Source organism: Paraburkholderia fungorum, from assembly GCF_046027215.1.
Classification (GTDB): Bacteria; Pseudomonadota; Gammaproteobacteria; order Burkholderiales; family Burkholderiaceae; genus Paraburkholderia; species Paraburkholderia fungorum_D.
On the sequence record NZ_JAQQEN010000002.1, the window covers coordinates 530,635 to 553,737 of the forward strand.

Below are 23,103 nucleotides of genomic sequence, written 5' to 3' on the forward strand. Positions count from 1 at the left end.
GCGTGGGCGCGGCGTTCGTCGCGCTGAATGGAGTTCGAACCGGAACTGAACCCGGGACTCGACCCGGCCCTCGACCGGGTTCAGTTCCGGGGTCTCAAACCGGGTCTTTGTCCGGCGGTCCATCGGGCCGCTGCGGCTCCTCGTTGTGATGACCCGGCGACGGCGGCACCAGCGGATCGCCCTCCGGGTCGCGGGTCGGATCCGCGTGCGGATCGGGAATCGGACTGGTATGCATGTCGTAGCTCATGGCATCACCCTTGAGTGGAGAAGGAAGCCGATACGGCCACAGGCGCTCGACCACACGCCGGCCGTTCCCTTCAAGCGTAGGCGATTCAGCACGCGCCGCATCCCTTACTTTTTCGCGCGGCGGCTCACGCTGAGTTGCCAGTATGTTTCGGCGGCAAAAATGTCGTCGTAGTTACCCGCGCCGAATGCGCGCAACTGACTCTCGTAAGCATTCACGGCTTCACGTTTGAGCAGCGTCTGGCGCTGGATGTCGATCTTATGGCTGGCGCTCGGATGGGCCGGCGTCGCGACAATGCCCCGTTTCGCGAGATCCGCGAAGCGCGCCTCGAGAACGCCCGGCGTGCGGCGGTGAATCGCTTCCGCGTAGCCGAACCACGTGAGATGCGAGAGCCTGGGCAAGATCTCGCAGCAGGCCTGAAACACCCGTTCGTGATCGGGGTGATCGAGACCCAACGGCATCAGCAACGTGTTGGCCGTCGAGCGGTAAATGGTTTCTTCGAGCGCCGCCGCCATCCGGCTGATCGATGGCGAATCGAAATACTGGCCGTCGCGAAACGGCATGCGCAGCGGAATCGCGTCGAGTACCTCGAGCGCGCGATCGTCCTCGAGGGTGCGCTCGTGGATGGCCTGATGCGCGCCGGTAAAACCCGACCTTTGATCCCATTCGGTGTGCATTTCCTGCTCGGGCGATGCAGCAAATACGGTGCAGACGGCAGCGTCGGGATGCGCGGCGAGCAACGCGCCGCAACTGAAAACGGCGTCGTCGAAATGGGGCGAGACGATAAAGAGACGCGGGCTGGTTTCGCTCATGGATCGTAGGGTGGTGTGGAACGCGCGGGCCGCTTTCGACGCGCGGGTGCTGCGCGAGAATCGCGGCGTCACATCAGCTTAGGCGGAATCGGCGCGATTTGCGCGGCCGTCGTGGGCTGCGCAAGCGGCGTGCCTGGCCGCTCGGCCGAACGCCTTGACGATCGTCGCCACGATATCCTCGCGCAGCCGTGCGTCGGCGGTTCTCAGTGCATAGGACGGATGCCAGGTCGGCACGATCAGACGTCCACCGTGGGCGATGGTCTGATTGAGGTATTCGGACAGATTGATGTGCGGGCCGGTCAGCGTCTTGAGGGCGGTTGCGCCGAGCGTGACGACCACGCGCGGCGCGATCCGCGTCAACTCTTCTTCGAGCCAGTATTCGCACGCTTCCACTTCGCGCCAGGCGGGCGTGCGGTGGACCCGCTGCTGGTCGAACGTTTCCCACTTGTAGTGTTTGACGGCATAGGTCAGATACAACGCCGCGCGCTCGAGGCCGGCGCGCGCAAGCACGGTGTCCAGCAGTTGGCCGGCCGCGCCCGTGAAGGGCTCGCCGTGCTGGTTCTCGGCTTCGCCGGGCTGCTCGCCGAGCACCATGATTGCCGCATCCGCCGGCCCCGTGCCCGCGACCGCCTGCTTCGCGTTACGCCATAGCGCGCAGCGCCGGCAGGTGGCAAGCGGCCCGGTGGGCTCGCGCAGGGGCGGCGTGACCGCGGAATACTCGATAGGCGGTGCGTCTGGAACGGTCACGGCGGCGCTTTGCGCGCCGAGCCGGCTGCGCGCACGCGCGAGGTGCGCGGGCAGGGGCGGACCGGCTGGCGGCATTTTCCAGTAGCGCAACGGCACGGGACACGGTTCGGCATTCAAGGCGCTGGCGTAGTACGCGAGCCAGAGCGCTTCGGTGGGTTCGCTGGTGATGGCTTCGCCGGTCATGGCGCTCGCGGCTGAGACGTACGAGGCTTCTCCGCATGCTTCTGTCATGGGCCGGCCGATGCGCAACAGCGTGCCGTTCCAGAAGGCTGCGCCGTGCGGCGTTGCCAGCATCCACGTGGAATCGCCCATGCGGGCGGCGAAGCGCGCGGCGGCACGCTCCAGCACGTCATGATGCGGCTCGTACCAGCCGACGAACTCCGGCAGCCCCATCGACGGATCGCGTCGTCTGAACAGCGTGAGTATCAGCAGATCCCCGGTTTCGTGTTCGATGGCCTGGATGCGTTGATTCAGCAGCGCGCCGTCCGGGTCCGCGAGATCGAGGACGTGGCGCTCGCCGTGCGTCCAGCGCCACAGGACGCGATAGAGCAGCGCCCAGCGGTCCGGCGCCCGGAAGCACGCGGCCGCTTTCAGCCGGGCGAGCAGTTCTCGGGGAATGGCCGCAGCGACGCCTGTACCGACGGTGCTCGCGGCGGCAGAAGCGGACTCGGAATCCGGCGCGCTTGCGCTAAACCTGCTCGTTGCGCTGGGCGCTGCCGAAAGCCGCGCATCGTGCGCAGTGCCCAGACCGTCATGGCCAGCCACCGCTTCGCCTGCAAACTCGACCCATTCGATCTGCGACGGCTCGACGCCTTGGCGCAGCAGTGCTCGCGCGGCGTGGCGCCAGGCGGCAAAAAACGGTTCGATCGGAATGGGTTTCACGCTGAGGGTTCACGCGCTTCGCGCGGCAGAAATACTGTATGGATATACAGTATGCGCCCGGAGCCCGGCCTGGATCAAGCCTGCTGGCCTGCGAGCGCCGCGTTCGCGTTAGACGTTGCGCAGATCTTCGGGCGTGTCCACATCGCGCAGAATGCCGGCGTCGTCGACATCCAGCCGCATCACATGCTGTGACATCAGCAGCGCGCGCGCGCCGGTATCGCCGTCGAGCGTCATCAGCGCGTCGCGGTGTTCGATGCCGAAGCCGACCGGATGGCCGCGCTGACCGAGGTAAAACGGCGCGACTAGCGAGGCACCGCCGTCCAGTGATCGCGCTACGGCTTCAATCGTCGAGTTGGCGATGCGCGGCATGTCGGCGAGCGCGACGATCCAGCCTTCGGCGTCCTCGCTGACCTCGATGCCGGCCGCGAGGCTCGCGCCCATGCCGCGCTCGGCGCCCGCGGCGAAGATCACTTCGCAACCGACGTCGTTCAGGAGGCGCGCGAGCGCGTCCGAGCCCGGCCGCACCACGGCCACCACTCGCGAGACCACCCGCAGCAGCCGGTGCGCGGCTTCATGCGCGACCGGCGTGCCATCGGGCATGCGCGCGAGCAGCTTGTTATGCAGGCCGTCCGCATCGAAGCGCGAGCCCAGGCCGGCGGCGAGCAACACGCCGGTGGCAAGCGAAGCGTAAGCCATGGGCGGGCACCGGTAGAAAAGGATGAAGTCGATTGTGCGATGCAACGCGGCGCCAGGCAAGCGCCAATGCATGCGCCAACGCATTCGCCTCTCAAACCGGTATCCCGCCCATCACCTTGTCGAGCGTCAGCGGCAGATCGCGCACGCGGACACCGGTCGCGTGATACACCGCATTCGCAATCGCCGCGGGCACCGCCGTAATACCGATTTCGCCAATTCCACGCACGCCGAGCGAGTTGATGTACGGATCGGGCCGGTCGAGGAAGGTGATATCGAACGAGCCGATGTCGGCGTTCACCGGCACGTGGTACTCAGCGAGATTCGCGTTGGTGAAACGCCCATAGCGCACATCGAGCAGGGTCTCTTCCTGCAGCGCCGCCCCCACGCCCCAGACGATGCCGCCCATCATCTGGCTGCGCGCGGTTTTCTGGTTCAGCACGCGCCCCACGTCATACACGGCGACCACGCGTGGCACGCGAATCGTGCCGAGATCGGCGTCGACATGCACTTCGACGAACACTGCGCCGAACGAGTGAAACGAGTACTGCTGTTTCTCGCTGCCGGGTTTGACCGTCGAAGTGGCTTCGACCGGTTTGCCGCCTGAACGCGCGATGATCGCTGCCGCCGGATCGCGTTTCGCCGGTTGCGAGCGGCTCATCACCCAACCATTTTCGACGGTGATGTCGTCGAGTGCGATGCCGTACACGGGCGAGGCCTCGTCGGCGAGTGCGAGCGCGATCAACTGGCTGCGTGCCTGGCTCGCCGCGTCGCGCACGGCGGGCGAGACGCTTGCCGCCGATTGCGAGCCACCCGACCCCGGCGCTTTTGGCAGCGACGAATCGCCCAGCGCGAAATGGATGCTTGCCGGCGCGAAGCCGAGCGCATCGGCGGCGACCTGGGTCATCACCGTATAGGTGCCCGTACCGAGGTCCTGCGTGCCGGAGGCGACCATGGCGGTGCCGTCGGGCAGAATCCGCGCGATGGCCGCGGCTTCGCTGCGATTGGCCGGATAGGTCGCGCTCGCCATGCCCATGCCGATCAGCGTGTTGCCGGCGCGCATCGAACGTGGTGCGCTGGTGCGCCGGGACCAGCCGAATTTTTCCGCGCCGATCTGGTAGCAGTCGCGCAAGGCCTTGCTCGACCACGGCTTGTTTTCCTGCGGATCGGCCTCGGCGTAATTCTTCAGCCGCAGCGCGAGCGGGTCCATCTTCAACGCGGCCGCGAGTTCGTCCATGGCCGATTCGATGGCGAACGAACCGGTCGCCTCGCCAGGCGCGCGCGTGAAGGTGGGCGTGCCGACATTCATCGGCACGATCCGGTGCGTGGTGATCTGATTGGGCACGGTGTACAGCATGCGCGTGACCATGCAGCAGGTCTCGGTCCAGTCTTCGATCATCGAGGTGTGGGAAATACTGTCGTGGCGCATCGCGGTCAGCGTGCCGTCGCGCCGCGCGGCGAGCACGAAATGCTGCTCGGTACGCGGACGCGCACCGACCGGCCCGAACATCTGCGGCCGCTCCAGCACGAGGCGCACCGGGCGCCCGGTCTGCTTCGCGGCCATCGCGCACAAGGACACATGCGACCACGACGAACCCTTGCAACCAAAGCCGCCGCCGATAAACGGCGAAATCACGCGCACATCGGCGGGCGACATGCCGAACGTTTTGGCGACCGCCTGCGCGGCGCCGGTGACGCCTTGCGTCGAATCGTAGAGCGTGAGTTGCGGGCCGTCCCAGCGCGCGAGAGTAGCGTGTGGCTCCATCGGGTTGTGATGCTCGATCGGCGTGGTGTAGACGGCGTCTACATGCACCGTGCCGCTCTGCATACCGTCTTCGAAGCTGCCGCGTTGCGTGTCGGTGGTGCGGCCTTGCGGTTTGTCGGGCGCGTGTCCGTTCAGTTTGGCCTGCGCGAAATCGAGCGTCGCGGCGCTGCCCTGATAGGTGATGCGCAACTGACGTGCGGCGTCGGTGGCATGCTCCAGCGTATCGGCAACCACCACCGCGACAGGTTCGTTGTTGTAGTGAACCTGGTTGTCCTGCAGGAGCGACAGGCGGCGCCCGGCCGGCGGCGCGAGGGTCGACTTGCCGCCGTTCGGCAGACGCGGCGCGTTCTGATAGGTCATCACCAGTAGCACGCCGGGTAGCGCCTGCGCGCGGCTTGCGTCGATCGAGGCAATCGTGCCACTCGCAATCGTGCTGGTGACGAGCACTGCATGCGCGAGCCGCGCTTCGGGAAACTCGCCGGCATAGCGCGCCTCACCGGTGACTTTGAGCTGACCGTCGATACGGTCGTACGGTTGACCGATCAGTGTCATGCGACACCTCCCACGCGGCCCGCGGCCTGGTTGACGGCACGCACGATCGCGCGTTGCGCGAGCTGCACCTTGAAACGGTTGTCGTGCTGCGGCCTCGCATCGCGTAACGCGGCGGCGGCCGCGTTATGCAACGCCGTTTGAGTGAGCGGCTGGCCGTTGAGTATCTGCTCCGCGACGCTGGCGCGCCACGGCTTGTGCGCCACGCCGCCCAATGCGATGCGCGCGACCTGCACGCGCTCGCCGTCCATCTGCAAGGCAGCGGCAACCGAGACCAGCGCGAATGCGTAACTGGCGCGGTCACGCACTTTCAGATAGTGGGCGTTCGCGTTGAACAACGGTGGCGGCAGATCGACTGCGGTGATCAGTTCGCCCGCCTGCAAGGTGTTATCGACATCGGGCCGGTCACCCGGCAGCCGGTGAAAATCCGCAATCGGAATGGTGCGCTCACCCGCGGGGCCATTCACGCGCACCACGGCATCAAGCGCGGCCAGCGCGACACTCATATCCGATGGATTCACCGCGATGCACTGCGAACTGGCGCCGAGAATCGCATGCATGCGATTGTGCCCCTCGAGCGCGGCGCAACCGCTACCCGGCGCGCGCTTGTTGCATTGCGTGAAAGCGGCGTCGTAAAAGTAACCGCAGCGGGTACGCTGCAGCAGATTGCCGCCGACCGTCGCCATATTGCGTAGCTGCGGCGACGCGCCGGCCAGAAAGGCCTGTGAAAGCAACGGGTACTGCTCGCGCACCAGCGCGTGATTGGCCGCATCGCTATTGCGCACCAGTGCGCCGATGCGGATGCCGCCATCGGGCAGCGTGGTGACCGTATCGAGTCCGCTGATGTGCGTGATATCGATCAGCCGCAGCGGCCGCGCCACGCCGCCTTTCATCAGATCGAGCAGATTGGTGCCGCCGCCGATGAATACCGCCCCCGGTTGCTGCACCGCGCGCACGGCGCTGGCGATATCGACGGCGCGTTCGTAAGAGATCGCATCCATGCTGGTCGCTCCGTCAGGCGTTGCCGTTGTTATTGCTGTTGTTGCTGCCGCTGCCGGCGCCGTCATGCGTCGCGCGCACGGCAGCAACGATATTCGCGTACGCGCCGCAGCGGCAAATATTGCCGCTCATGCGTTCGCGGATTTCGTCGTCGGACAGTTGTGGCGGGCGGCGGCGCACATCGGCCGTCACGGTGCTGGCCGTGCCGTTGCGGAATTCGTTTAGCAGGGCAGTCGCGGAACACAACTGCCCGGGCGTACAGTAGCCGCACTGGAACGCGTCATGTTCGATGAAGGCGCGCTGGAGCGGGCTTAAGGCACCGCTTGCACCGCTGGTGGCGAGCCCTTCGACCGTGGTGATTGCTTCGCCTTCGTGCATCACGGCGAGCGTCAGACACGCGTTGATGCGTCGGCCGTCGGCGAGCACGGTGCAGGCGCCACACTGGCCGCGGTCGCAGCCCTTTTTCGTACCCATCAGGCCGGCATATTCACGCAGCGCGTCGAGCAGGGTCACGCGTGGCTCGAGTTGCAGCGTGTAAGCGCGACCATTGACGCTCAACGTGACGGGGCGCGGCGGCACCGGCGCACGCACTTCGGCAGCCGGCGGCGCGGCGGGGTTTGGTGTTTGCGCCCGCAAATGCGGCGCCGCGCCGACGGTGGCGGCCGCGGCAGCCGATTGCAGAAAACGGCGGCGCGAAGGTTGGCGTGGAGGGTCAGCGGGCTCGCCGCCTGAACCGGGACGCTTGTTATCCGTAGACATGACGTTCTGCTCGCTCCATTGAAAGGTCAATGCAGGCTGGCGACGTACGGGCAGGGGATACGTCGCGGTATGGCAAGTCATTCAGCAATTTCAATGCCGTTGCGAATGCAACGGCATGTGACCACGACGCGTGTGCCGCAGCCGCGCGTGTCAACCACGGACGTTGCGCTTAACGAACAGGAAAGTAAATATGCGGAAGGGCCGTCTTTGCAGGTGTAAAACGAAAGACTGTTTTGTGCGGCGTGGCGAGTCCACCAATTATTGCTTCGGCCAAAACTCGCGAATCTCACCCAGATTCGGTCGCTTGCCCGTCACGGAATAGATGAGGCGTAACAGCACGGCCTGCTGCGAGAGGTTATCCATCAGCGGGACTTGCCTGAATTCCGGCGGCGTCAGTTCACACATCAGCGCATCGACGTCGAGGCTAAAGCGCGTGCGACAGGCCGTCGGCCGGTTGTCGTAGATCGAGCATTCTTCGTTGACGAGGAATGGACATGGATTGTCATAACCGGGTGCCATGCTCGCCGCGTTGTCGCGTGGTTTCGCTTTGGCTGGCATGCGATCGATACGGCGCGCGATAACGCCGGCTTCTTCATGCGGAAGCGATACGGCTGTATAGCAGCAATGGGAGCAGCCCTTACGGCACGCAACGTCATCGCCATTGAACGCGGCGATCTCGTCGACGATTTCCCAAAATGCGGGAATCTTGTAATCGAGGGGGCGCCTGGCATTCAGAAGGGCCGCGATTTCGCGATTGAAGGCCGACATGTGCGGCTCAAGCCGTGCCCGAATACGCCCCCTGCGCTCATTCACGACGTGCGGCCCAGCGGCCATGCGCCGTTGAACTTCTTCTGGACTGGCGAGGCCGCGCTGACTAAAGCTGATAACTCGTTCTGTCATTCCCCGATCCGGTCCTCGTTGAATCGCGTGGAATTTTACTGCTTGCATGGATAACGAACTGTTTCCATAGCGCGAACATTCAGGACGGTTTTTTCCTGGCGTGAGCTTGTTATCCGGCTTGCAGTGGTGTTCGAGGATTCGCGCGTTCATCCCTCTTCAGAGCATAAGGGGCCGTGAACTCATCGAGCCAGAAGCCGGTTGGCTTGCCGGTCTCTGATGCCATTCGATATACGGCGGTATGAGTGCCATACGCTTTCTTAGAGGGGATGGTACCCGTTCGTACAATGGTTTTGCGGGGCTGTGGCGTCTACCTTGGTCTTATGGCGAGCGAGGTCGTCTCGCGCGCAGCAGACAGGAGGCAGAGTCGTGAATGTGAAGCCAATCGCAGATTCGGCGACCAGTCTGCGCGACGACGCGCTCCTTTCAGCATCACGCTGGGTTCAGACTGATGCAAACAAAGTGAATGCACTTTCCGAGCGGGTGTTCAAAGCACTCATACTTTTTGTCTGCGGGTGGTCGTTAATTGAAGCCCCGCTGGAACTGGGCGTGTCCGGCGCTCAAGCCGGACTGCTCGCGTTGCTCGTGTCGAAGCTGGTAGTGGTCGGCATAGGTCTTGCCGCCGTCGCCAAAACACGCTTCGCTCGCGAAACGTTTGTCTTTATCTGTGTTGCGAGCGTCCTGGCGATCGCACCCGCGCTGCCGATGGAATTCAAGCAATCCTTCGCGATTGCGATGTTCTCGATGGTCGAATGCTTCAGTAAGGCCGCATGTGTGATTGCATTCGGCGTTGCATCCTCACGAGAAAAACACTCTCGGCAGCAGTAGCATCCCAGGTCCCGATCGTGCAGACATCCGGTTGCGTGTCCACGCGGTTGTTTGATGAGGTGGATATGTCTTACGTATTGCACAACTGGATCTTTGTCGGCAGTAATGCTTACGATGAGTATACGTTCGTCCCGTGGCTCAACAAGAACGTGTATCGGCGCACAGTGGACCTGTGTCGTGTTTGCCTGCAGTGAAACCAACGCCTTGCATTCTCGGGCGTCCTATCCCAAGGTATGGCGAGGGCGGACGATGTGATGAATCGCACATCCGCACGAACGACTAGTGGTGAAGCATCGGTTTCGATATCTTTCCGTAACACGGCGACAGTCAGCCTCGATCGCACGAGCCACGGTGTATCCGCTCGGTGTATCCAAGGTGTTCGCAGCAGCCTCGAGTTCGCGCAGCGAAAGTGCAACGTCCCCTTTCGTGAGGAGCAGGACCATGCTTGCTAGCCAAACCGATCCATGGATGCAGACGATACGACTTCTGTCATGCGGATCGCAGATCCCCGTTGTCCGCGATGAGATGCCGTTCACAGCGCGACGCTGCGCTTCCTTCGGCCACGACGCGGTGCTCAGCACCGCCCCCTCGCTGCATCTGGTGGTCAGTCTCATAGAGCGGACAAGCGCATCGTCAGTCACGATTGCGTGGCGGGATGCGACGAGCTGTTTCTACGGCGCACAGATCTGGAGAGCCGCGCGGGCAAAGGCTTCGGGCGTCTGCGCGATGAGCGGCGCGGGAATCAAAAGGGGAGATCGGATCTTTCATCCGCGTCAGTCGAAGCCCGCACCAGTGAACGCCAGAGCGATGATTCTTGCGTCGGTGATAGACGCCGTGGAACTGGCCTGGACGAATCGGTGACCGCTCGTTCGCGACGGGAAGCAGCAAGTTCGCTTGCAGGGTGGAAGGATCTTGCCGATAAGTAAAGGTATACGTTACAGCGCCCCTTAAAATGGGGGCGGTGCGCAAAGGGTGGCTATAAGCGCGGGCATTGCTTAATATACGTGAAGGATCGGAGGAAGCTTTCCGTAACGAGACTTCTCGAAGATTAGGCGATGAACTACAGCAACGTTGGAACGGGCAGTGAATCGTTACCGGACGCCGTTGTTTACGTGGTCGACGACGATGAGTCTATTCGAGGGGCGTTAACCTCTCTGCTCATGTCGGTCGGAATTCATGTGCGGGCATTCGAGTCGGCTGACGATTTTCTCGCCGCGGAGATGCCAGACGTGCCGAGTTGTCTCGTTCTTGACGTTCGCCTGCGAGGCGCAAGCGGCTTGACGTTGCAACAGGAGCCATTTAAAGAAAGCGTGCGTTTGCCGGTCATATTTCTGACCGGCCACGGTGACATCGAGATGTCCGTCAAGGCAATGAAGGCGGGTGCTTTCGATTTCATGACAAAGCCGTTCAGGGATCAGGATCTGATCGATACCATCGCAGCCGCTCTGAAAAGAGATAGCGAGGCGAGACGTCAGGAAAGGATCGTTGCGGGCATTCGTCAAACATACGACTCGCTTACGGCTCGCGAACGGGAAGTCATCAGATTGGTGGCAGACGGACTATTGAACAAGCAGATCGCCGACCGTCTGTGCCTGAGTGAAGTGACGGTCAAGATCCATCGGGCCCAGGCCATGCACAAGCTGAACGCGCGTTCAGTGCCTGACGTCGTCAGGAAGTTGCAGCAGGTCGTGCCTGCCCACGAGGGTGCGAGATAGCGTTTTCCCCTAGCGGGTATCAGGCAAATCCAGCAGCGTCGGGGTCTGTCCCGACTAATACGAACTGTTGGCAAAATCATTCGAAGGTCTTATTGCCGCTTTGTGAGCGGCTTGCTAATTTGTCTAGAGGATTCAGCCGTTTCTGCGTCCTTTGGCCTTCGAACCTGAGATGAGAACAAAACCCTCCTCGGCTGTGATTGGGGTTGTGGACGATGACGAATCCGTCCGGTTGGCGACAACCAGTTTGCTGCGTTCAGTAAACTGGAAGGTAATTGCCTATCCGTCCGCAAACGACCTTCTGAATGACGCCCGTCGTTCGAAACTGCGCCTTGTCGTCGCGGATATCCACATGCCGGATATGGACGGGTTTGCGCTGTTTGAGTCCATCACGCAATGGAATCGGCCGGTTCCTGTCATTTTCATTACCGCCTACGCGACCCAGGACCTTCTCGACAGATCTAAAACTGTCGGTGCCGCTGGTTTTTTCTCAAAGCCACTCGACGACGCGCGACTGCTCGCGCTGATCGACGAGATACTGCGGGACAAGTCGACGTCTCCTTCGTCCACCTGATCGTCGCTGACCGCTTCAACGCGAAGCCTACCTGAAGCCTGCCTGAAGCATCCGAACGTATTAGACGAACATGCGACTGCACAACGCATAACACTACATCGGACGATAGGATCGCGCGGCGTTCGCGCTTACCCTTCAGTCAGGCCGAAGCTCAATACGATGCTTGTCTAATCTGGCGCCGCCTCGGACAGTGTGCGAGCGGTTGCGACCGCGCGACCTGGGCTACACGCGCAGACGGTTCGCCAGGATTGTCGTCGTCTTTGACAGTGCTGGGCGGCTGGATATTTTCTTCGTGAATTTGCCAGTGAGGTGCGAGATGGATCAGCTTTACATGTTGCGGGCATTCGTCGCGGCTGCGCGGTATCAAAGCTTTAGCAAGGCCGCCGAATCCCTGAATGTGACCACCGGATCAATATCGAAAGCGATCGCCAAGCTCGAAGGGTGCATCCAGACGAGGGTTTTGCTCAGGACAACCCGGTCCGTTTCCCTGACAGAAGCCGCACAGCCGTACTATCTGATTTGCTGCCGTTTGCTTGAAGAGCTCGATGAAGCAAACCGTCGCATTTCCCAGGAGCAGGAAGTCGATGGCGGCCGGCTGCGGCTTGTCGTGCATCCGATGCTGGTGAGCGAAACTTTCTCCCGACTGGTGCGCGGCTATCATGCCATCGCGCCCAATGTGAGTCTTGTCGTTTCCGTCCAGGATGGCGCGGCGAATCTGTATGACGGTCGTTTCGATATCGCGATTCTTCCGCCCCATCTTGTCGAGCAATCCGCCGTGATTCGCCGGACGCTGTGTAGATCGCCGCGCATTTTCGTCGCGTCCCCCGCTTATCTGGCGCAATACGGTACACCCGAAACCGCCTCGAAGCTCGCCAATCACTTTCTTCTCGTCGATCCCGAGTCGAGGAAGAAGAGCGCGGAATTTATCGATCTGCTCGAAGGGGGCCGCAGAGTGAGCGTGTCGCCCATGTCGTCGATGGATGGTAACGAAGTCCTGCTGCGGGCTGCAGCGCTGACGGGGACCGGCATCGCCACGTTACCTGAGACGATGGTTCGTGAAGATATCGACATGGGACATCTCGTGCACATCTTGCCGGAGTGCACGACATCGGACAGCAACGTTGAAATATGCCTCTTCTATTCGCACCGGGAACTGCTTCCCGCGAGGCTCAGGACGTTCGTCGATTTCTGTGCCGAGTTCTTCAGAGCGCCGGCCCGGCCTGGTGCCCGCGACGTGATAGCTGCTTTACAACCGAAGCACTGTAGCGAAGAGTACGCCATGATGTCATGACGGCTGTGTGGGCATATATCGCGTTCGGTTAAGCTTTATCCGGATGCGATGCGCTATCCTGCACAGGCAGCGTGAACTGAAAGGTGGTGCCCCTCGGCGAGTTCGATGTCGCCCATAACCTGCCTCCATGATTTTCGACGATCGAGCGGCAGATCGGCAACCCCATTCCCAGGCCGTTGGGCTTGGTCGTGAAAAATGCCTCGAAGACGCTTTCGGGATCGCCGGTGTCGAGGCCCGGTCCAGAGTCCCGCACGGTAACGCAGAGTTCGTTGCGCTCATCGCTCTTGCTGGTGCGAATCAACAGGGTTCGGTCGCCGATCTTCGTTGCGCTCATCGCTTCAATGGCGTTGATCATCAGATTGAGCATCACCTGTTGCAGTTGTACCCGATCACCCTGTATTTGCGGCAGTCCGTCAGCAAGCTCTACAACGAGCTCGACTTCGTACTTGTTGGCTTCACCTCGCATGAATGCGATCAACTCGAGAACTGTTTCATTGATGTCGAGGCCGTCTCTTCGCTGCGGCTCCTTTTTAAAGAAGGCACGGGTTCGGTCGACGATGTTATTGGCGCGGACACTATCCGCGGCAATCCGGTTGAGCGCCTGACGCACTTCGTCGAGATTGGGCGGGCGGGCCGCCATCCAGCGTAAGGCCGCACTCGCGTAGGTCGCCATTGCGGTGATGGGCTGTTTCACTTCGTGGGCAATGGATGCCGAGAGCTGGCCCATCGTCGCCACGCGGTTTGAATGCGCTAGCACCATCTGGAGTTCGAGATAGCGTCGTTCGCTGTCGCGCACTTCCTGTTGCGCGCGCTTCTGGTCAGTCAGGTCGAGTATGAAGGCTACGCCCTGGTCCCGGCGCTCACCGAATGCCGCCGCGCCGACCAGGACGGACACGCGGCTGCCATCCTTGCGGAAGTATTCTTTCTCAAACGGTTTGGCGCTTCCAGTGGCCTTCAGTTCGGCCTTTACCAGTTCGTCGCGGTTGTGCCACTCAGGCGGAGTCAGATCGGGCCACCGGATAATTCCCGAGAGAAGATCTTCCCGGCTGTAATCCACAATGCGCAGGAATGCATCATTGGCTTCGCTGACCTGGCCTTTAAAGTCCCAGATGTGAATCCCGATGATGTTGGAATCGACCAGGCGTCGAACCTTTGCCTCGCGTTCCTGAAGATCGGCATAAAGACGGGTGTTCTCCAGCGAAATGGCCGCCTGTGACGCTAGCAGGTCGAGCAGTGCGGAGCGGCGTGCGGTGAAAACGTGTGAAGTGGCCGTGTTCTCGAGATAAAGCAGGCCGCCGAGTTTGCCCTGTCTGACTAGAGGCAGGCAGAACACAGACCGGGTCACCCCGCGCGACAGATAGTCGTCTTCGGAAAACAGATTGAAAGTCAGGGCATCGTCGATGATGACACTCTTTTGCGTGTGGATCACGTAGCGCAGAAGAGCAGCAGGCACCGCGGAAAGGGGCACCGGTTCCCGATTCAACTCGATGCCGTCGCCGTTGATGTGCGCCTCTGCCTCGATCCGGTAGCCGTCGGGTTGCTGCGGTACGATGAGCAGGCCCCGATCGGCGCCTGCGGTCTGCAGCGCAATTGTCATGAGGCGCTCGATCAGGCCGCTCAGCTCGATCTCGCTGGAAAGGGCTTGAGACGCCTTGAGCAGCGTCGCGGCGTCGAACTGCCGCCAGTCGAAGCTGAGTGTCGACGTAGGTTTGCTCCCATTCTGATCGGCGAGGTGGGGGAATTGCTCGTCGAGTTGCGCGACTTTGCCGTCGGCGCCCCAATGGGCGAAGCAATGACGCGCGTTGCGCAAATACGCATCGGCATTCGTTCTGAGACCGCTGCCCAGATAGAAGCGACCGGCAAGTTCGTTGGCGATACCTTCGTGGTGTAGAAAGCCGTTTTCACGAGCGGAGTGAACCGCCTGTTCATAGAGGCGCATGGCGTCGAGCTCGCGGCCTTCCAGACGCGCGAGCTCGGCGCGGACAAGCGCGTAGCGGTTGTGATAGTTCTCCGGGCCGTGCTTCGCCCACATTTCCAACTTCTTGAGTTTTGCGGCGAGCAAGTGCCCGTAGGCCTGCTGCTGTGGCGCGGATGCCTGTGAATAGAGCGCCGTTAAGGTGAGCGCATGAAAGAAGTGGTAGGTCGCTTCGATTGACAGCGCCATGACAGAACTGAGAACCGCCTCCGCACGGGCCGCGGCCTTCAATGCGTCCGCGTACCGGCCATCAAGGAAGGCTAGCATCAGCTTGATGATGTGATAGACGCCGATAGCACAGCCGAAGTTGGATTTGATGATTGCGCTGAAGCAGACTGCTTCGTCGAACGTAGCATCGCTCAGCTCCAACGTTTCGGTCGTCTTGCCCCGGAGACTGACGACGAATTGCTGCTCGACCCGGATCAACTCGTGGACCGCGTCGTTGTGGCTGTCCCGCGCGAGGGCAGCGTACTTGTCCGATAGCGTCTGCACGTCTTCGAGGGCACCCCCTTTTTCGATCGCCTGCCAGACTGCGTTGAATGCGAGGTTGCCTGCAAAAACGACGTCGCCCACTTCCAGGCACGCGGCGGTCGCCCGTTCGAGAACCGGCAGATTGGTCGCAATGTGACATCGCCAGAAATTGACATGGCTGCCGTAGAGATGAAGCAGCTTTCCATACAGGCGCCGATTGCCGAACTTTTCGTTCAGCTGTAGCGACATTTCTGAAAATTGCACCGCGGTGGGAATATCGCCGATGCGGGAGACCAGCATCAACGCGTAATTGCCGTAGGCAAAGCTTGAGTAGTCGGTGTTGCCGTGCTGCAACGAGAGGTTGACCGCCTTGAGCGTGAAGAGGGGGTAGAACATGGGCCGCGCGGCAAAAGCGCAGGGCATCGCTTCAACCAGAAGGTTGATGATTGCCCGGTTTGCGGGGTCCACCGCCACAGGCGCGTCGACCAGTTCGGCGATGGGACGCCCGGCCTGGTTGACGGGAATGTCCCGCAACGCATCGTCGACGGCGGCGTGGACGTCCTGATCGGTCTCGGGAAAGACGATGCCGAAATCGCGCAACGCAGTGAGCGCGATAGCGAAGCTCTCATCATATTTTCCCGCGAGCTGATACAACTCCATCAGCAGGCTGAAGACCCGCGCACGATCGAGATTGGAGCGCGACCTGGCGAGGATCATGTCGGCCAGCGCGTCGGCTTTCGCAAAATCGCCTGCCAGGTATTCGCATTCGGAGAGCGCGAGATAGAGGTCAAACGTACTGTCGTAGCGCTGTATCCACGCGTCGGGCGACAGCAGCGCGGCACCCTGCGCCAGACAGCTGCGGGCGGCCGCGTAAGCGGTCGAACTCATCGCGCGCCGGCCCGCAATGAGGTTCAGTGCGACGGCCTGCTCGCGCTCCGTCTCACTCACAATCAGCGCCGCGCCGCGATTGAGGTGGTTGACGATATCGAAGATGGTCTCTTCCAGCGCTTCTGGCGCGGTCCGCGATGCCAGCGCCCGGCCGATCCGCAGATGCGCGGCGGCGCGCTCGTCGGCGGGGATGAGCGCATAAGCGGCCTCCTGCACGCGATCGTGTGCGAATTCATAGGCGTCGCCTGCGCGAAACACGAGGCCCGTGCGCACGGCTTCCCACAGGTTTGCGTGCATCGACTCCACGGATCCGCCCTGAACCCATGTCAGGGCGGTGACTTCGGCCACATTGCCGAGGCACGCGAGTTGTCCCAACGCGTCGCGCGTCTGACGAGGCAACCGGCTCAGCTTGGCCGTCATCAGGTCGGCAATGTTTTCCGTGAAGCCCTTCGCATGAATGCGCGGCAGATCCCAGCGCCACATTGCGGCGCCGTAGTCGAATGTGAGCAGGTTGTCATCGGCGAGCGCCGTCAGAAACTGGATCACGAAGAACGGATTGCCCCCCGTCTTCTCATGCACCAATTGCGCGAGCGGCACGGCCGTCGCGCTGTCGCAGTGAAGCGAATCAGCCACGAGTTGCGTGACGCTATCCGGCATGAGCGGCGCGAGTACGATTTGCTGCACCTTTCCGTCTGCGTGCCTGATCGACTCGAGCGTGCGTGCAAACGGGTGCGTCGCATCTACTTCGTTGTCCCGATAGGCGCCGACCAGCACAACGTGCCTTACGTCCGGATGGGTGGCGAGGTGTGCGAGCAGGTCGAGCGTCGCAGTATCGACCCATTGCAGATCGTCAATAAACAGCGCGAGAGGATGCTCGGGTCGCGCGAACACGCCGAGAAAACGCCGAAATACGATCTGGAAGCGGTTTTGCGCCTCCTGCGGCGAGAGAACCGGCGCGGGTGGCTGCTCGCCGATGATGAGCGCAAGTTCCGGGATCAGATTCACCATCACCTGAGCGTTGGGCCCGAGCGCCTCGACAAGCGCGCGCCGCCACGGTTCGAGCTCTGCATCGCTCTTGCTCAGCAGGCTGTGCACGAGCGACTGAAAGGCTTGTGCAAAGGGCACGTAAGGGATGCCACGTTTATATTGGTCAAACTTACCGGACGCGAACAGGCCGCGTGGCGGCACAAGCACTCTGTGCAGTTCGTTGACGACTGACGACTTACCAATGCCGGCATAGCCGGAGATCAGCACGAGTTCGGCTCCGGCGCCGGCCACGATGCGATCGAACGCTGCAATGAGAGCGTCGATCTGGGCCTCGCGTCCGTACAGTTTCTCGGGGATCAGCAGCCGGTCGGAAGCATCGTGCGTACCCAGCGCAAACGCAACGATGCGGTGGTGCGCCTCCCATGCCACGAGGCACGAACGGAGATCGGCCTCCACACCCGCCGCGGTCTGGTAACGGTTCTCCGCGGCCTTTGCGAGCAGCTTCAGAACGATACCCTCGACGGCCTCCGGAATACCGGCGACGCGCTCGCCCGGTGGTGTCGGCCGGCGCGCGATGTGGCAATGAATCCATTCCATTGCGTCCGACGCCGTGAAGGGCAGCGACCCGGTGAGCATCTCGTACAGTGTGACGCCAAGCGAGTAGAGATCGCTGCGCGCGTCGATCGAGCGGTTCATGCGTCCCGTCTGTTCCGGCGCCATGTACGCGAAGGTCCCCGCCACGATCTCCGGCGGCGCGGGCGGCTGGCGTTCGTGCGGCAACTGCGAGGCGATGCCGAAGCCGGTGAGTCGCACGTTGCCGCTCCCGTCGACGAGCACGTTCGCCGGCTTGATGTCCTTGTGGACAAGGCCACACCGATGGACGTGGCCGATTGTTCTCGCCAGGTTGACGGCGATACCCAGGAAACGCCGAAGCTCGAGCGGCCGGCCGAGCAGGCGATTCAGAGGCTCGCCGCCGTTGTCGTCGAGCACGAGCATCGGCGGTACTCTGCGGTGATCGAGTGCGAGAGGCCGGGCCGCCCAACTGGCGTCAAGCATCGGGGCCAATCCGTACTCGTGTTCGAGGCGTGTAATACCTTGGGAGGCCATGCGCGTGGCAACCAGCGCGAGCACCGAAATGGGATGGAAGGGTCTGCGGGCGCGATACAGGGAGAAGTCACCGTCCTCGTGCAGCGGCTCCAACTCATATCCGGTGAGATCCACCATGAACTCCCTTGTCCGGCCGTGAACTCGATCCGGCAATGATTTTCCGCGTTTCGCGCCTGTCTGGCTATTGCCCGTGCCGCCGGTAGGCAGGCGTTTTCTGAACCAGTCGCGTGCCGGACCGAATTAAAAAACATGCCCCCGATTCACTCATATCTGGTGCGACGGAAAGACGCGATGTATCCCAGATATTGAGTAATTGAGGGCATTGGGTGCGTGCCGCAAATCGATCATTCGAAGTGTTAAAAGGATTGCACCCGTGACCTGTTGCAGTGCCCCTGGTGCCTCCTGCCGCATTCTGATTGCGGCGCCCATCTGCTCCGGTTTCTTCGGCGCCGTTGCAGGAAACAAAGCTCGGCAATCGTGCCTGTTAAGCAACAATACATGACAATGATGAGTGAGTGCATGGCATAGTGCGATTGTTTTTTTAATTATCAGGAGAATTGCAGTGGCAACACTAGAGCAGATCCAGGCAAAACTAAAGAAGCTGCAAGCACAAGCCGAAGTGATACTTGCGAAGAAAGCGCAAGTCGCTGTGGATCAGATCCGGGCGTTAATGCAGGAGCATGGTCTGACGACGGCGGACATTGAGGCCGCGCCAAAGGGCAAGCGGGGCGTAAAGGCGCTGAAAGGCCGCGCCTCCCGTGGCAAGGTGAAGGCTGCACGGAACGTGAAGACCGAAACCGCACCGAAATATCAGCATCCCGAAACAGGTGCGACATGGAGTGGTCGCGGCCGCGCGCCGGGCTGGATTGCTGGCGCGAAGGATCGCAGCAGGTTTCTCGTTGGAGACAGTGCTGAAGCAACGGCGTCCGCGAATGTGCGTTCAGCCGGGGCAAAAACCGCGGCGCGGAAATCGGCGGCATCGGCTGGCGCGTCGGGTCGCAAAGGTCAGCGCAAGGGTCCTCAGCCGGCCCTGTACCGCGATCCAAAGTCTGGAGCGACCTGGAGTGGGAGAGGGCGTGCGCCTGCGTGGTTGGGTGCGAATCGCTCCAGATTTCTGATAGACAAAGAATAGTGCGGGTGTAACAGAAAGAGGCGTTCGGGTGACGGCGCGCAAGCACGAAGGTTCGCGCGCCGTCAGAATAGCCAGTCAATATTCTTTATCTGATCTGGGCGAGCAAACGGCCGATATCGCTGCGACCGAACTCGCCGTCATCAGTCACCGTCTTCAGTTACCTTATTCATTCATCGTTAGCCGCGTGATCGAGGCATGAAGCGCCTTGACAAGCACTCGGTTCCAACTATCGTTTCAAGAAACTGCCTGTGCTGAAGACGCAGGTTTAACGCGTGGCAGAGGATTGGAGTGAGACGTTCACGATGCGAATGGAGCGGGTATATGTTCAGGATCCTTGTTGCTATTCTTTGCCCACTCGCTGTGCTGGCATCGGTCAACGATTCATTTGCTTCTTCAAACAGTCCTGCCGACACAACGCCAAACCATGTCCGATATCGAACGGTGATGGTCGATGGCCTGTCCATCTTCTATCGGGAAGCGGGGCGTCCGGGTGCGCCGACGCTCCTGTTGCTGCATGGGTTTCCCTCTTCGTCCCGGATGTTCGATCCGCTCTTTGCAAGGCTCGCGGATCGTTATCATCTGATCGCGCCAGACTATCCGGGTTTTGGCCATAGCGACGCGCCGGCGTCGAAGGACTTCGCTTATACATTCGATCACCTGGCTTTGGTGATGGACCATTTTACGAGGGCTGTTGGCATTGACCGATACACCCTATATATGCAGGACTACGGCGGTCCAGTCGGGTTTCGGCTCGCTATCGCCCATCCGGAGCGTGTGACGGCACTTGTGATCCAGAATGCCGTCGCCCACGAAGACGGCCTGGGGCCGCTCTGGGAAAAGCGCCGCGCGTTCTGGGCCGACCGGAGCGCGAATGAAGCGGCGCTGGTGGAAAACCTCATGTCGTTCAATGCCGCGAAGCTGCGGCATCTTGGATCCAGTCCCAATGTCGAACTTTATGACCCGGACCTATGGACCGACGAATATGCATTCCTGAGTCAACCGGGCCAGAGGGAAATCCAGAGCGACCTGTTCTACGACTATCGTACCAATGTCGCGTCATATCCCGCGTGGCAGGCGTGGTTGCGTCAGGTCCAACCGCCGACGCTAGTCGTATGGGGGCGTTACGATCCATCGTTTCAGGTGGCGGAGGCTGAAGCCTATCGGCGCGATCTGCCGAACGCGGAGATTCACGTTCTCGATGCCGGACACTTCGCTCTCGATGAGAAGGCTGATCAGGTAGCGACGTTGATACGGAAGTTCATGAGCACGCATCACATTCAGGCACGCTAATTGGCACTAGTTGGCACTTAGCCAGCGTGACCCGACGTATCTCTTTTTGTGATATCCCTATCATCACAAACCGCGTCTGCGATCTGGAAACATTGTTAATCTTATTCCTGCGTGATGCGTCAACAATCTCCATGTGTAAGACGCCATCAGGCGATTAGAGCATGGAAGCCTCGAAGACGCGCGATCTTTATTGTGGCAATGACGCCAGATAGCATCGCGATGCATCGGCAACGATCATTGCGAGACGCGAGGTCTGTCAGCACCGAGGCACGGAACAACTGTCCACATACTGCGAAAGTTGTGACGTCGTCTGTAGTCGAATAGGTCTGCATGAATTTGCAACATATGAAGCTGTGACGGTCCACGCTGCTTGAATTTCATCATCCGTGATATCCGGAGCGACGATGTGTTCACCTCCGGATGTGCCAGTGAGGTAGAAAATGGACCAGCTTTATATGTTGCGGGCTTTTGTTGCGGCTGCGCGCCATCAAAGCTTTAGCAAGGCCGCCGCATCGTTGGGCGTGACCACGGGCTCGATCTCGAAGGCGATCGCCAAGCTTGAAGCAAGCATCCAGACGCGGGTTCTGCATCGAACGACGCGGTCCGTTTCGCTGACGGAAGCGGCGCAGCCGTACTACCTGAGTTGTTGCCGTTTGCTCGAAGATCTGGACGAGGCAAACCGCCGTGTAAAGCGCGAGCGTGAAGTCGACAGCGGCAGGCTCAGACTCGCGGTTCATCCGATGCTGGTGAGCGAAACGTTTTCCCGGCTTGTGCGGGACTATCACGCCGCGGCGCCCAATGTGAATCTGATGGTTTCCATTCAGGAAGACACCGTCAATCTATATGACGGCCGGTTCGACATTGCTATCCTGCCACCTCATCTGGTAGAACAATCTGCCGTGATTCGCCGCACGCTGTCCAGGTCGCCGCGCATCCTGGTTGCGACGCCTGCCTACCTTGATCAATTCGGGGTGCCGGAGACCGCCTCAGAACTCGCCAATCACTTCCTGCTTCTGGCGCCTGCGTCGAGGCAGAAGGACTCGGGCATGATCGATGTGCTGGAGGACGGCCGCACGGTCACCATCATTCCGATGTCGTCGATGGATGGCAATGAGGTGTTGCTTCGCGCGGCGGCGCTGACGGGAACGGGCATAGCCATTTTGCCGGAAGCAATGGTTCGTGAAGATATCGCGGAAGGCTATCTGACCCATGTGTTGCCGGCCTGCTCCACGTCCGAAGGCACTGTCGAGATCTGTCTGTTCTATTCACATCGTGAGTTACTTCCGACCAGGCTGAGGACCTTCGTAGATTTTTGCGTGGACTTCTTTGCTCAGCAGGGCGAAACCTCTTTCAACGAAGTGAGGGCCGTATTGAGCCGGATAGACCATCAGGATAGCGAACCGGTGACCACCGTCTGAGTGTCTGGTGTGCATGGACGCAGCCGGATCATTCACCGGCCGCGTCCATGCACATAAAGCGCTTTATGCCGCTGCAAGACCACTATTGATCAGATAGATGGCGCAAGAGAAAGTGACGATGGACACCACTGTGCTAATGAGAATTGAAGTGGCAGCCTCGCTACGGTACGCGCCTGCTTCGTTGGCAAACATCGCGGGTATGGTTGCAGATGGAAGCGCACAAAGCAGGATCATCTGTTGCGCGTAAAGACCTTTGACTGAAAGCACGATGGTTGCAGCGATCATCAGCGCTGGATGAAAAAGCAGTTTCAGGCCCAGATTCATCCACACTTCGCTTGAGAGCTTCAATTTCACGGACGACATGATGAGTCCGAGGCACATCAGCGACACACCGGGTGTGGCCTTTCCCAGCAGATTCAGCGAGTCGGCCAGCAGGGGTGGAAGTTTGATCGCGAATAGCGAGCACAGGATACCGATGGCCGGAGCCCACATCAGCGGCCGCCGCACGGCAGCGGCAATGCTGGCAACAAATGCCTTGGTCCCACTTCCTTCCCCACTGGCTACCGTGAGAAGCATGGTCGTCAGCGGGATCATGATCAGGCTCGCGATCAGATTCAGTACCAGCACGGAATACAGGCTTCCGGGACCAAACATGGCCTGCAAAATGGGGATTCCCATAAACGCGCCGTCGGGGTATCCACACACGAAACCTTTCAGGGTCGCCGCCTTGAGTTCGCGATAGCGATACCATCCGATTGCGAATGCAAGGGCATACATCCCCATCAATCCAATGAAAGTGGCGACGATAAACCGGACGTCGAACAATTGGGAACGCGGCGTGTTAGCCATGCCGGCGAGCAGAAGGGCGGGGAAAATCCAGTTGAGAACCAGCCGGCTGATCAGAAGACTGTCAGCATGGTTGAGTTTGCCGCGTTTGCCTGCAATAAACCCGAGCGCGATGACAAAAGCGACGGGAAAGATTGGCCCTACGATTCGACCCAGCATGACGGTGACACTCCTTGGGGATCATCTATGTGCCCGTCAGAGGGTTGTTGGGCCGGTGCGCTTTGCGCCAGTCTCGTG

Annotated in this window: 19 protein-coding genes and 1 pseudogene; 10 read left to right on the forward strand and 10 right to left on the reverse strand. The window is 60.9% G+C overall.

Going from position 1 to position 23,103, the window contains the following annotated elements:
• Window positions 1-94 precede the first annotated feature (94 nt).
• From PQR27_RS23070 to PQR27_RS23105, 8 genes are all read right to left on the reverse strand, one after another.
• Window positions 95-247 carry a hypothetical protein gene (locus tag PQR27_RS23070; RefSeq protein ID WP_408525962.1) on the reverse strand — a complete coding sequence of 51 codons (153 nt, stop codon included), beginning with the start codon at window positions 245-247 and terminating at the stop codon, window positions 95-97.
• A gap of 104 nt (window positions 248-351) precedes the next feature.
• Window positions 352-1,056 (reverse strand): PIG-L deacetylase family protein, encoded by a 705-nt coding sequence (locus PQR27_RS23075; protein ID WP_408525963.1) that lies wholly within the window; start codon window positions 1,054-1,056, stop codon window positions 352-354.
• A 78-nt stretch (window positions 1,057-1,134) separates the two neighbouring features.
• The gene (locus PQR27_RS23080) at window positions 1,135-2,685 is read right to left on the reverse strand and encodes a UdgX family uracil-DNA binding protein (RefSeq protein ID WP_408525964.1); all 1,551 of its coding nucleotides are present in this window, start codon (window positions 2,683-2,685) and stop codon (window positions 1,135-1,137) included.
• A gap of 108 nt (window positions 2,686-2,793) precedes the next feature.
• A complete protein-coding gene (locus tag PQR27_RS23085; protein ID WP_408525965.1) occupies window positions 2,794-3,381 on the reverse strand; it encodes a nucleotidyltransferase family protein in 588 nt (195 codons plus the stop codon).
• Between the two features lie 91 nt (window positions 3,382-3,472).
• On the reverse strand, window positions 3,473-5,695 hold the full coding sequence (locus PQR27_RS23090) for a xanthine dehydrogenase family protein molybdopterin-binding subunit (protein ID WP_408525966.1): 2,223 nt from the start codon (window positions 5,693-5,695) through the stop codon (window positions 3,473-3,475).
• Window positions 5,692-6,693, reverse strand: coding sequence for an FAD binding domain-containing protein (locus tag PQR27_RS23095; protein WP_408525967.1), 1,002 nt, complete (start codon window positions 6,691-6,693; stop codon window positions 5,692-5,694). Before PQR27_RS23095 ends, PQR27_RS23090 begins: the two co-directional genes overlap by 4 nt.
• Before the next feature lie 13 nt (window positions 6,694-6,706).
• The gene (locus tag PQR27_RS23100) at window positions 6,707-7,450 is read right to left on the reverse strand and encodes a 2Fe-2S iron-sulfur cluster-binding protein (protein ID WP_408525968.1); all 744 of its coding nucleotides are present in this window, start codon (window positions 7,448-7,450) and stop codon (window positions 6,707-6,709) included.
• Between the two features lie 258 nt (window positions 7,451-7,708).
• Complete coding sequence (locus tag PQR27_RS23105; protein WP_408525969.1) at window positions 7,709-8,500, reverse strand: YkgJ family cysteine cluster protein; 792 nt, start codon at window positions 8,498-8,500, stop codon at window positions 7,709-7,711.
• Window positions 8,501-8,716: 216 nt separating this feature from the next.
• Between PQR27_RS23105 and PQR27_RS23110 the strand changes: the two genes are divergently transcribed.
• The 5 genes from PQR27_RS23110 (at window position 8,717) to PQR27_RS23130 (ending at window position 12,752) form a co-directional block, all read left to right on the forward strand.
• On the forward strand, window positions 8,717-9,175 hold the full coding sequence (locus PQR27_RS23110) for a hypothetical protein (protein WP_408525970.1): 459 nt from the start codon (window positions 8,717-8,719) through the stop codon (window positions 9,173-9,175).
• Window positions 9,176-9,643: 468 nt separating this feature from the next.
• Window positions 9,644-10,036, forward strand: a complete 393-nt coding sequence (locus PQR27_RS23115; RefSeq protein WP_408525971.1) for a DUF3331 domain-containing protein — start codon at window positions 9,644-9,646, stop codon at window positions 10,034-10,036.
• 194 nt (window positions 10,037-10,230) lie between these two features.
• Window positions 10,231-10,890, forward strand: a complete 660-nt coding sequence (locus PQR27_RS23120; RefSeq protein WP_408525972.1) for a response regulator transcription factor — start codon at window positions 10,231-10,233, stop codon at window positions 10,888-10,890.
• A 169-nt stretch (window positions 10,891-11,059) separates the two neighbouring features.
• Entirely contained in the window at window positions 11,060-11,461 is a 402-nt protein-coding gene (locus PQR27_RS23125) for a response regulator transcription factor (RefSeq protein WP_408525973.1), read from the forward strand.
• A gap of 163 nt (window positions 11,462-11,624) precedes the next feature.
• Window positions 11,625-12,752 carry a LysR family transcriptional regulator gene (locus tag PQR27_RS23130; protein ID WP_408525974.1) on the forward strand — a complete coding sequence of 376 codons (1,128 nt, stop codon included), beginning with the start codon at window positions 11,625-11,627 and terminating at the stop codon, window positions 12,750-12,752.
• Window positions 12,753-12,780: 28 nt separating this feature from the next.
• Here the strand turns inward: PQR27_RS23130 and PQR27_RS23135 are convergent, their stop codons facing one another.
• Window positions 12,781-18,294 carry a trifunctional serine/threonine-protein kinase/ATP-binding protein/sensor histidine kinase gene (locus PQR27_RS23135; RefSeq protein ID WP_408528273.1) on the reverse strand — a complete coding sequence of 1,838 codons (5,514 nt, stop codon included), beginning with the start codon at window positions 18,292-18,294 and terminating at the stop codon, window positions 12,781-12,783.
• Between the two features lie 397 nt (window positions 18,295-18,691).
• On the opposite strand from PQR27_RS23135, the gene PQR27_RS23140 reads away from it, so the two are divergent.
• From PQR27_RS23140 to PQR27_RS23160, 5 genes and pseudogenes are all read left to right on the forward strand, one after another.
• Window positions 18,692-19,312: an H-NS family nucleoid-associated regulatory protein gene (locus PQR27_RS23140; protein WP_408525975.1), complete on the forward strand. Its 621-nt coding sequence runs from the start codon at window positions 18,692-18,694 to the stop codon at window positions 19,310-19,312.
• Between the two features lie 28 nt (window positions 19,313-19,340).
• Window positions 19,341-19,511: a hypothetical protein gene (locus PQR27_RS23145; protein WP_408525976.1), complete on the forward strand. Its 171-nt coding sequence runs from the start codon at window positions 19,341-19,343 to the stop codon at window positions 19,509-19,511.
• Between the two features lie 245 nt (window positions 19,512-19,756).
• Window positions 19,757-20,602 carry an alpha/beta fold hydrolase gene (locus tag PQR27_RS23150; protein ID WP_408528274.1) on the forward strand — a complete coding sequence of 282 codons (846 nt, stop codon included), beginning with the start codon at window positions 19,757-19,759 and terminating at the stop codon, window positions 20,600-20,602.
• Window positions 20,603-21,057: 455 nt separating this feature from the next.
• Window positions 21,058-21,171 (forward strand): annotated as a pseudogene (locus PQR27_RS23155) (LysR family transcriptional regulator); the annotation flags it as partial.
• A gap of 84 nt (window positions 21,172-21,255) precedes the next feature.
• Window positions 21,256-22,020, forward strand: a complete 765-nt coding sequence (locus PQR27_RS23160) for a substrate binding domain-containing protein (RefSeq protein WP_408528275.1) — start codon at window positions 21,256-21,258, stop codon at window positions 22,018-22,020.
• Window positions 22,021-22,083: 63 nt separating this feature from the next.
• On the opposite strand, the gene PQR27_RS23165 is transcribed toward PQR27_RS23160, so the two are convergent.
• Window positions 22,084-23,025 (reverse strand): AEC family transporter, encoded by a 942-nt coding sequence (locus PQR27_RS23165; RefSeq protein ID WP_408525977.1) that lies wholly within the window; start codon window positions 23,023-23,025, stop codon window positions 22,084-22,086.
• Window positions 23,026-23,103: the final 78 nt, after the last annotated feature.

Coding starts and splice junctions, on each gene's coding strand:
- PQR27_RS23070 (WP_408525962.1), bottom strand. CDS start 247: ATGAGCTACGACATGCATACCAGTCCGATTCCCGATCCGCACGCGGAT.
- PQR27_RS23075 (WP_408525963.1), bottom strand. CDS start 1,056: ATGAGCGAAACCAGCCCGCGTCTCTTTATCGTCTCGCCCCATTTCGAC.
- PQR27_RS23085 (WP_408525965.1), bottom strand. CDS start 3,381: ATGGCTTACGCTTCGCTTGCCACCGGCGTGTTGCTCGCCGCCGGCCTG.
- PQR27_RS23090 (WP_408525966.1), bottom strand. CDS start 5,695: ATGACACTGATCGGTCAACCGTACGACCGTATCGACGGTCAGCTCAAA.
- PQR27_RS23095 (WP_408525967.1), bottom strand. CDS start 6,693: ATGGATGCGATCTCTTACGAACGCGCCGTCGATATCGCCAGCGCCGTG.
- PQR27_RS23100 (WP_408525968.1), bottom strand. CDS start 7,450: ATGTCTACGGATAACAAGCGTCCCGGTTCAGGCGGCGAGCCCGCTGAC.
- PQR27_RS23105 (WP_408525969.1), bottom strand. CDS start 8,500: ATGAACGCGCGAATCCTCGAACACCACTGCAAGCCGGATAACAAGCTC.
- PQR27_RS23115 (WP_408525971.1), top strand. CDS start 9,644: ATGCAGACGATACGACTTCTGTCATGCGGATCGCAGATCCCCGTTGTC.
- PQR27_RS23120 (WP_408525972.1), top strand. CDS start 10,231: ATGAACTACAGCAACGTTGGAACGGGCAGTGAATCGTTACCGGACGCC.
- PQR27_RS23125 (WP_408525973.1), top strand. CDS start 11,060: ATGAGAACAAAACCCTCCTCGGCTGTGATTGGGGTTGTGGACGATGAC.
- PQR27_RS23150 (WP_408528274.1), top strand. CDS start 19,757: ATGGTCGATGGCCTGTCCATCTTCTATCGGGAAGCGGGGCGTCCGGGT.
- PQR27_RS23165 (WP_408525977.1), bottom strand. CDS start 23,025: ATGCTGGGTCGAATCGTAGGGCCAATCTTTCCCGTCGCTTTTGTCATC.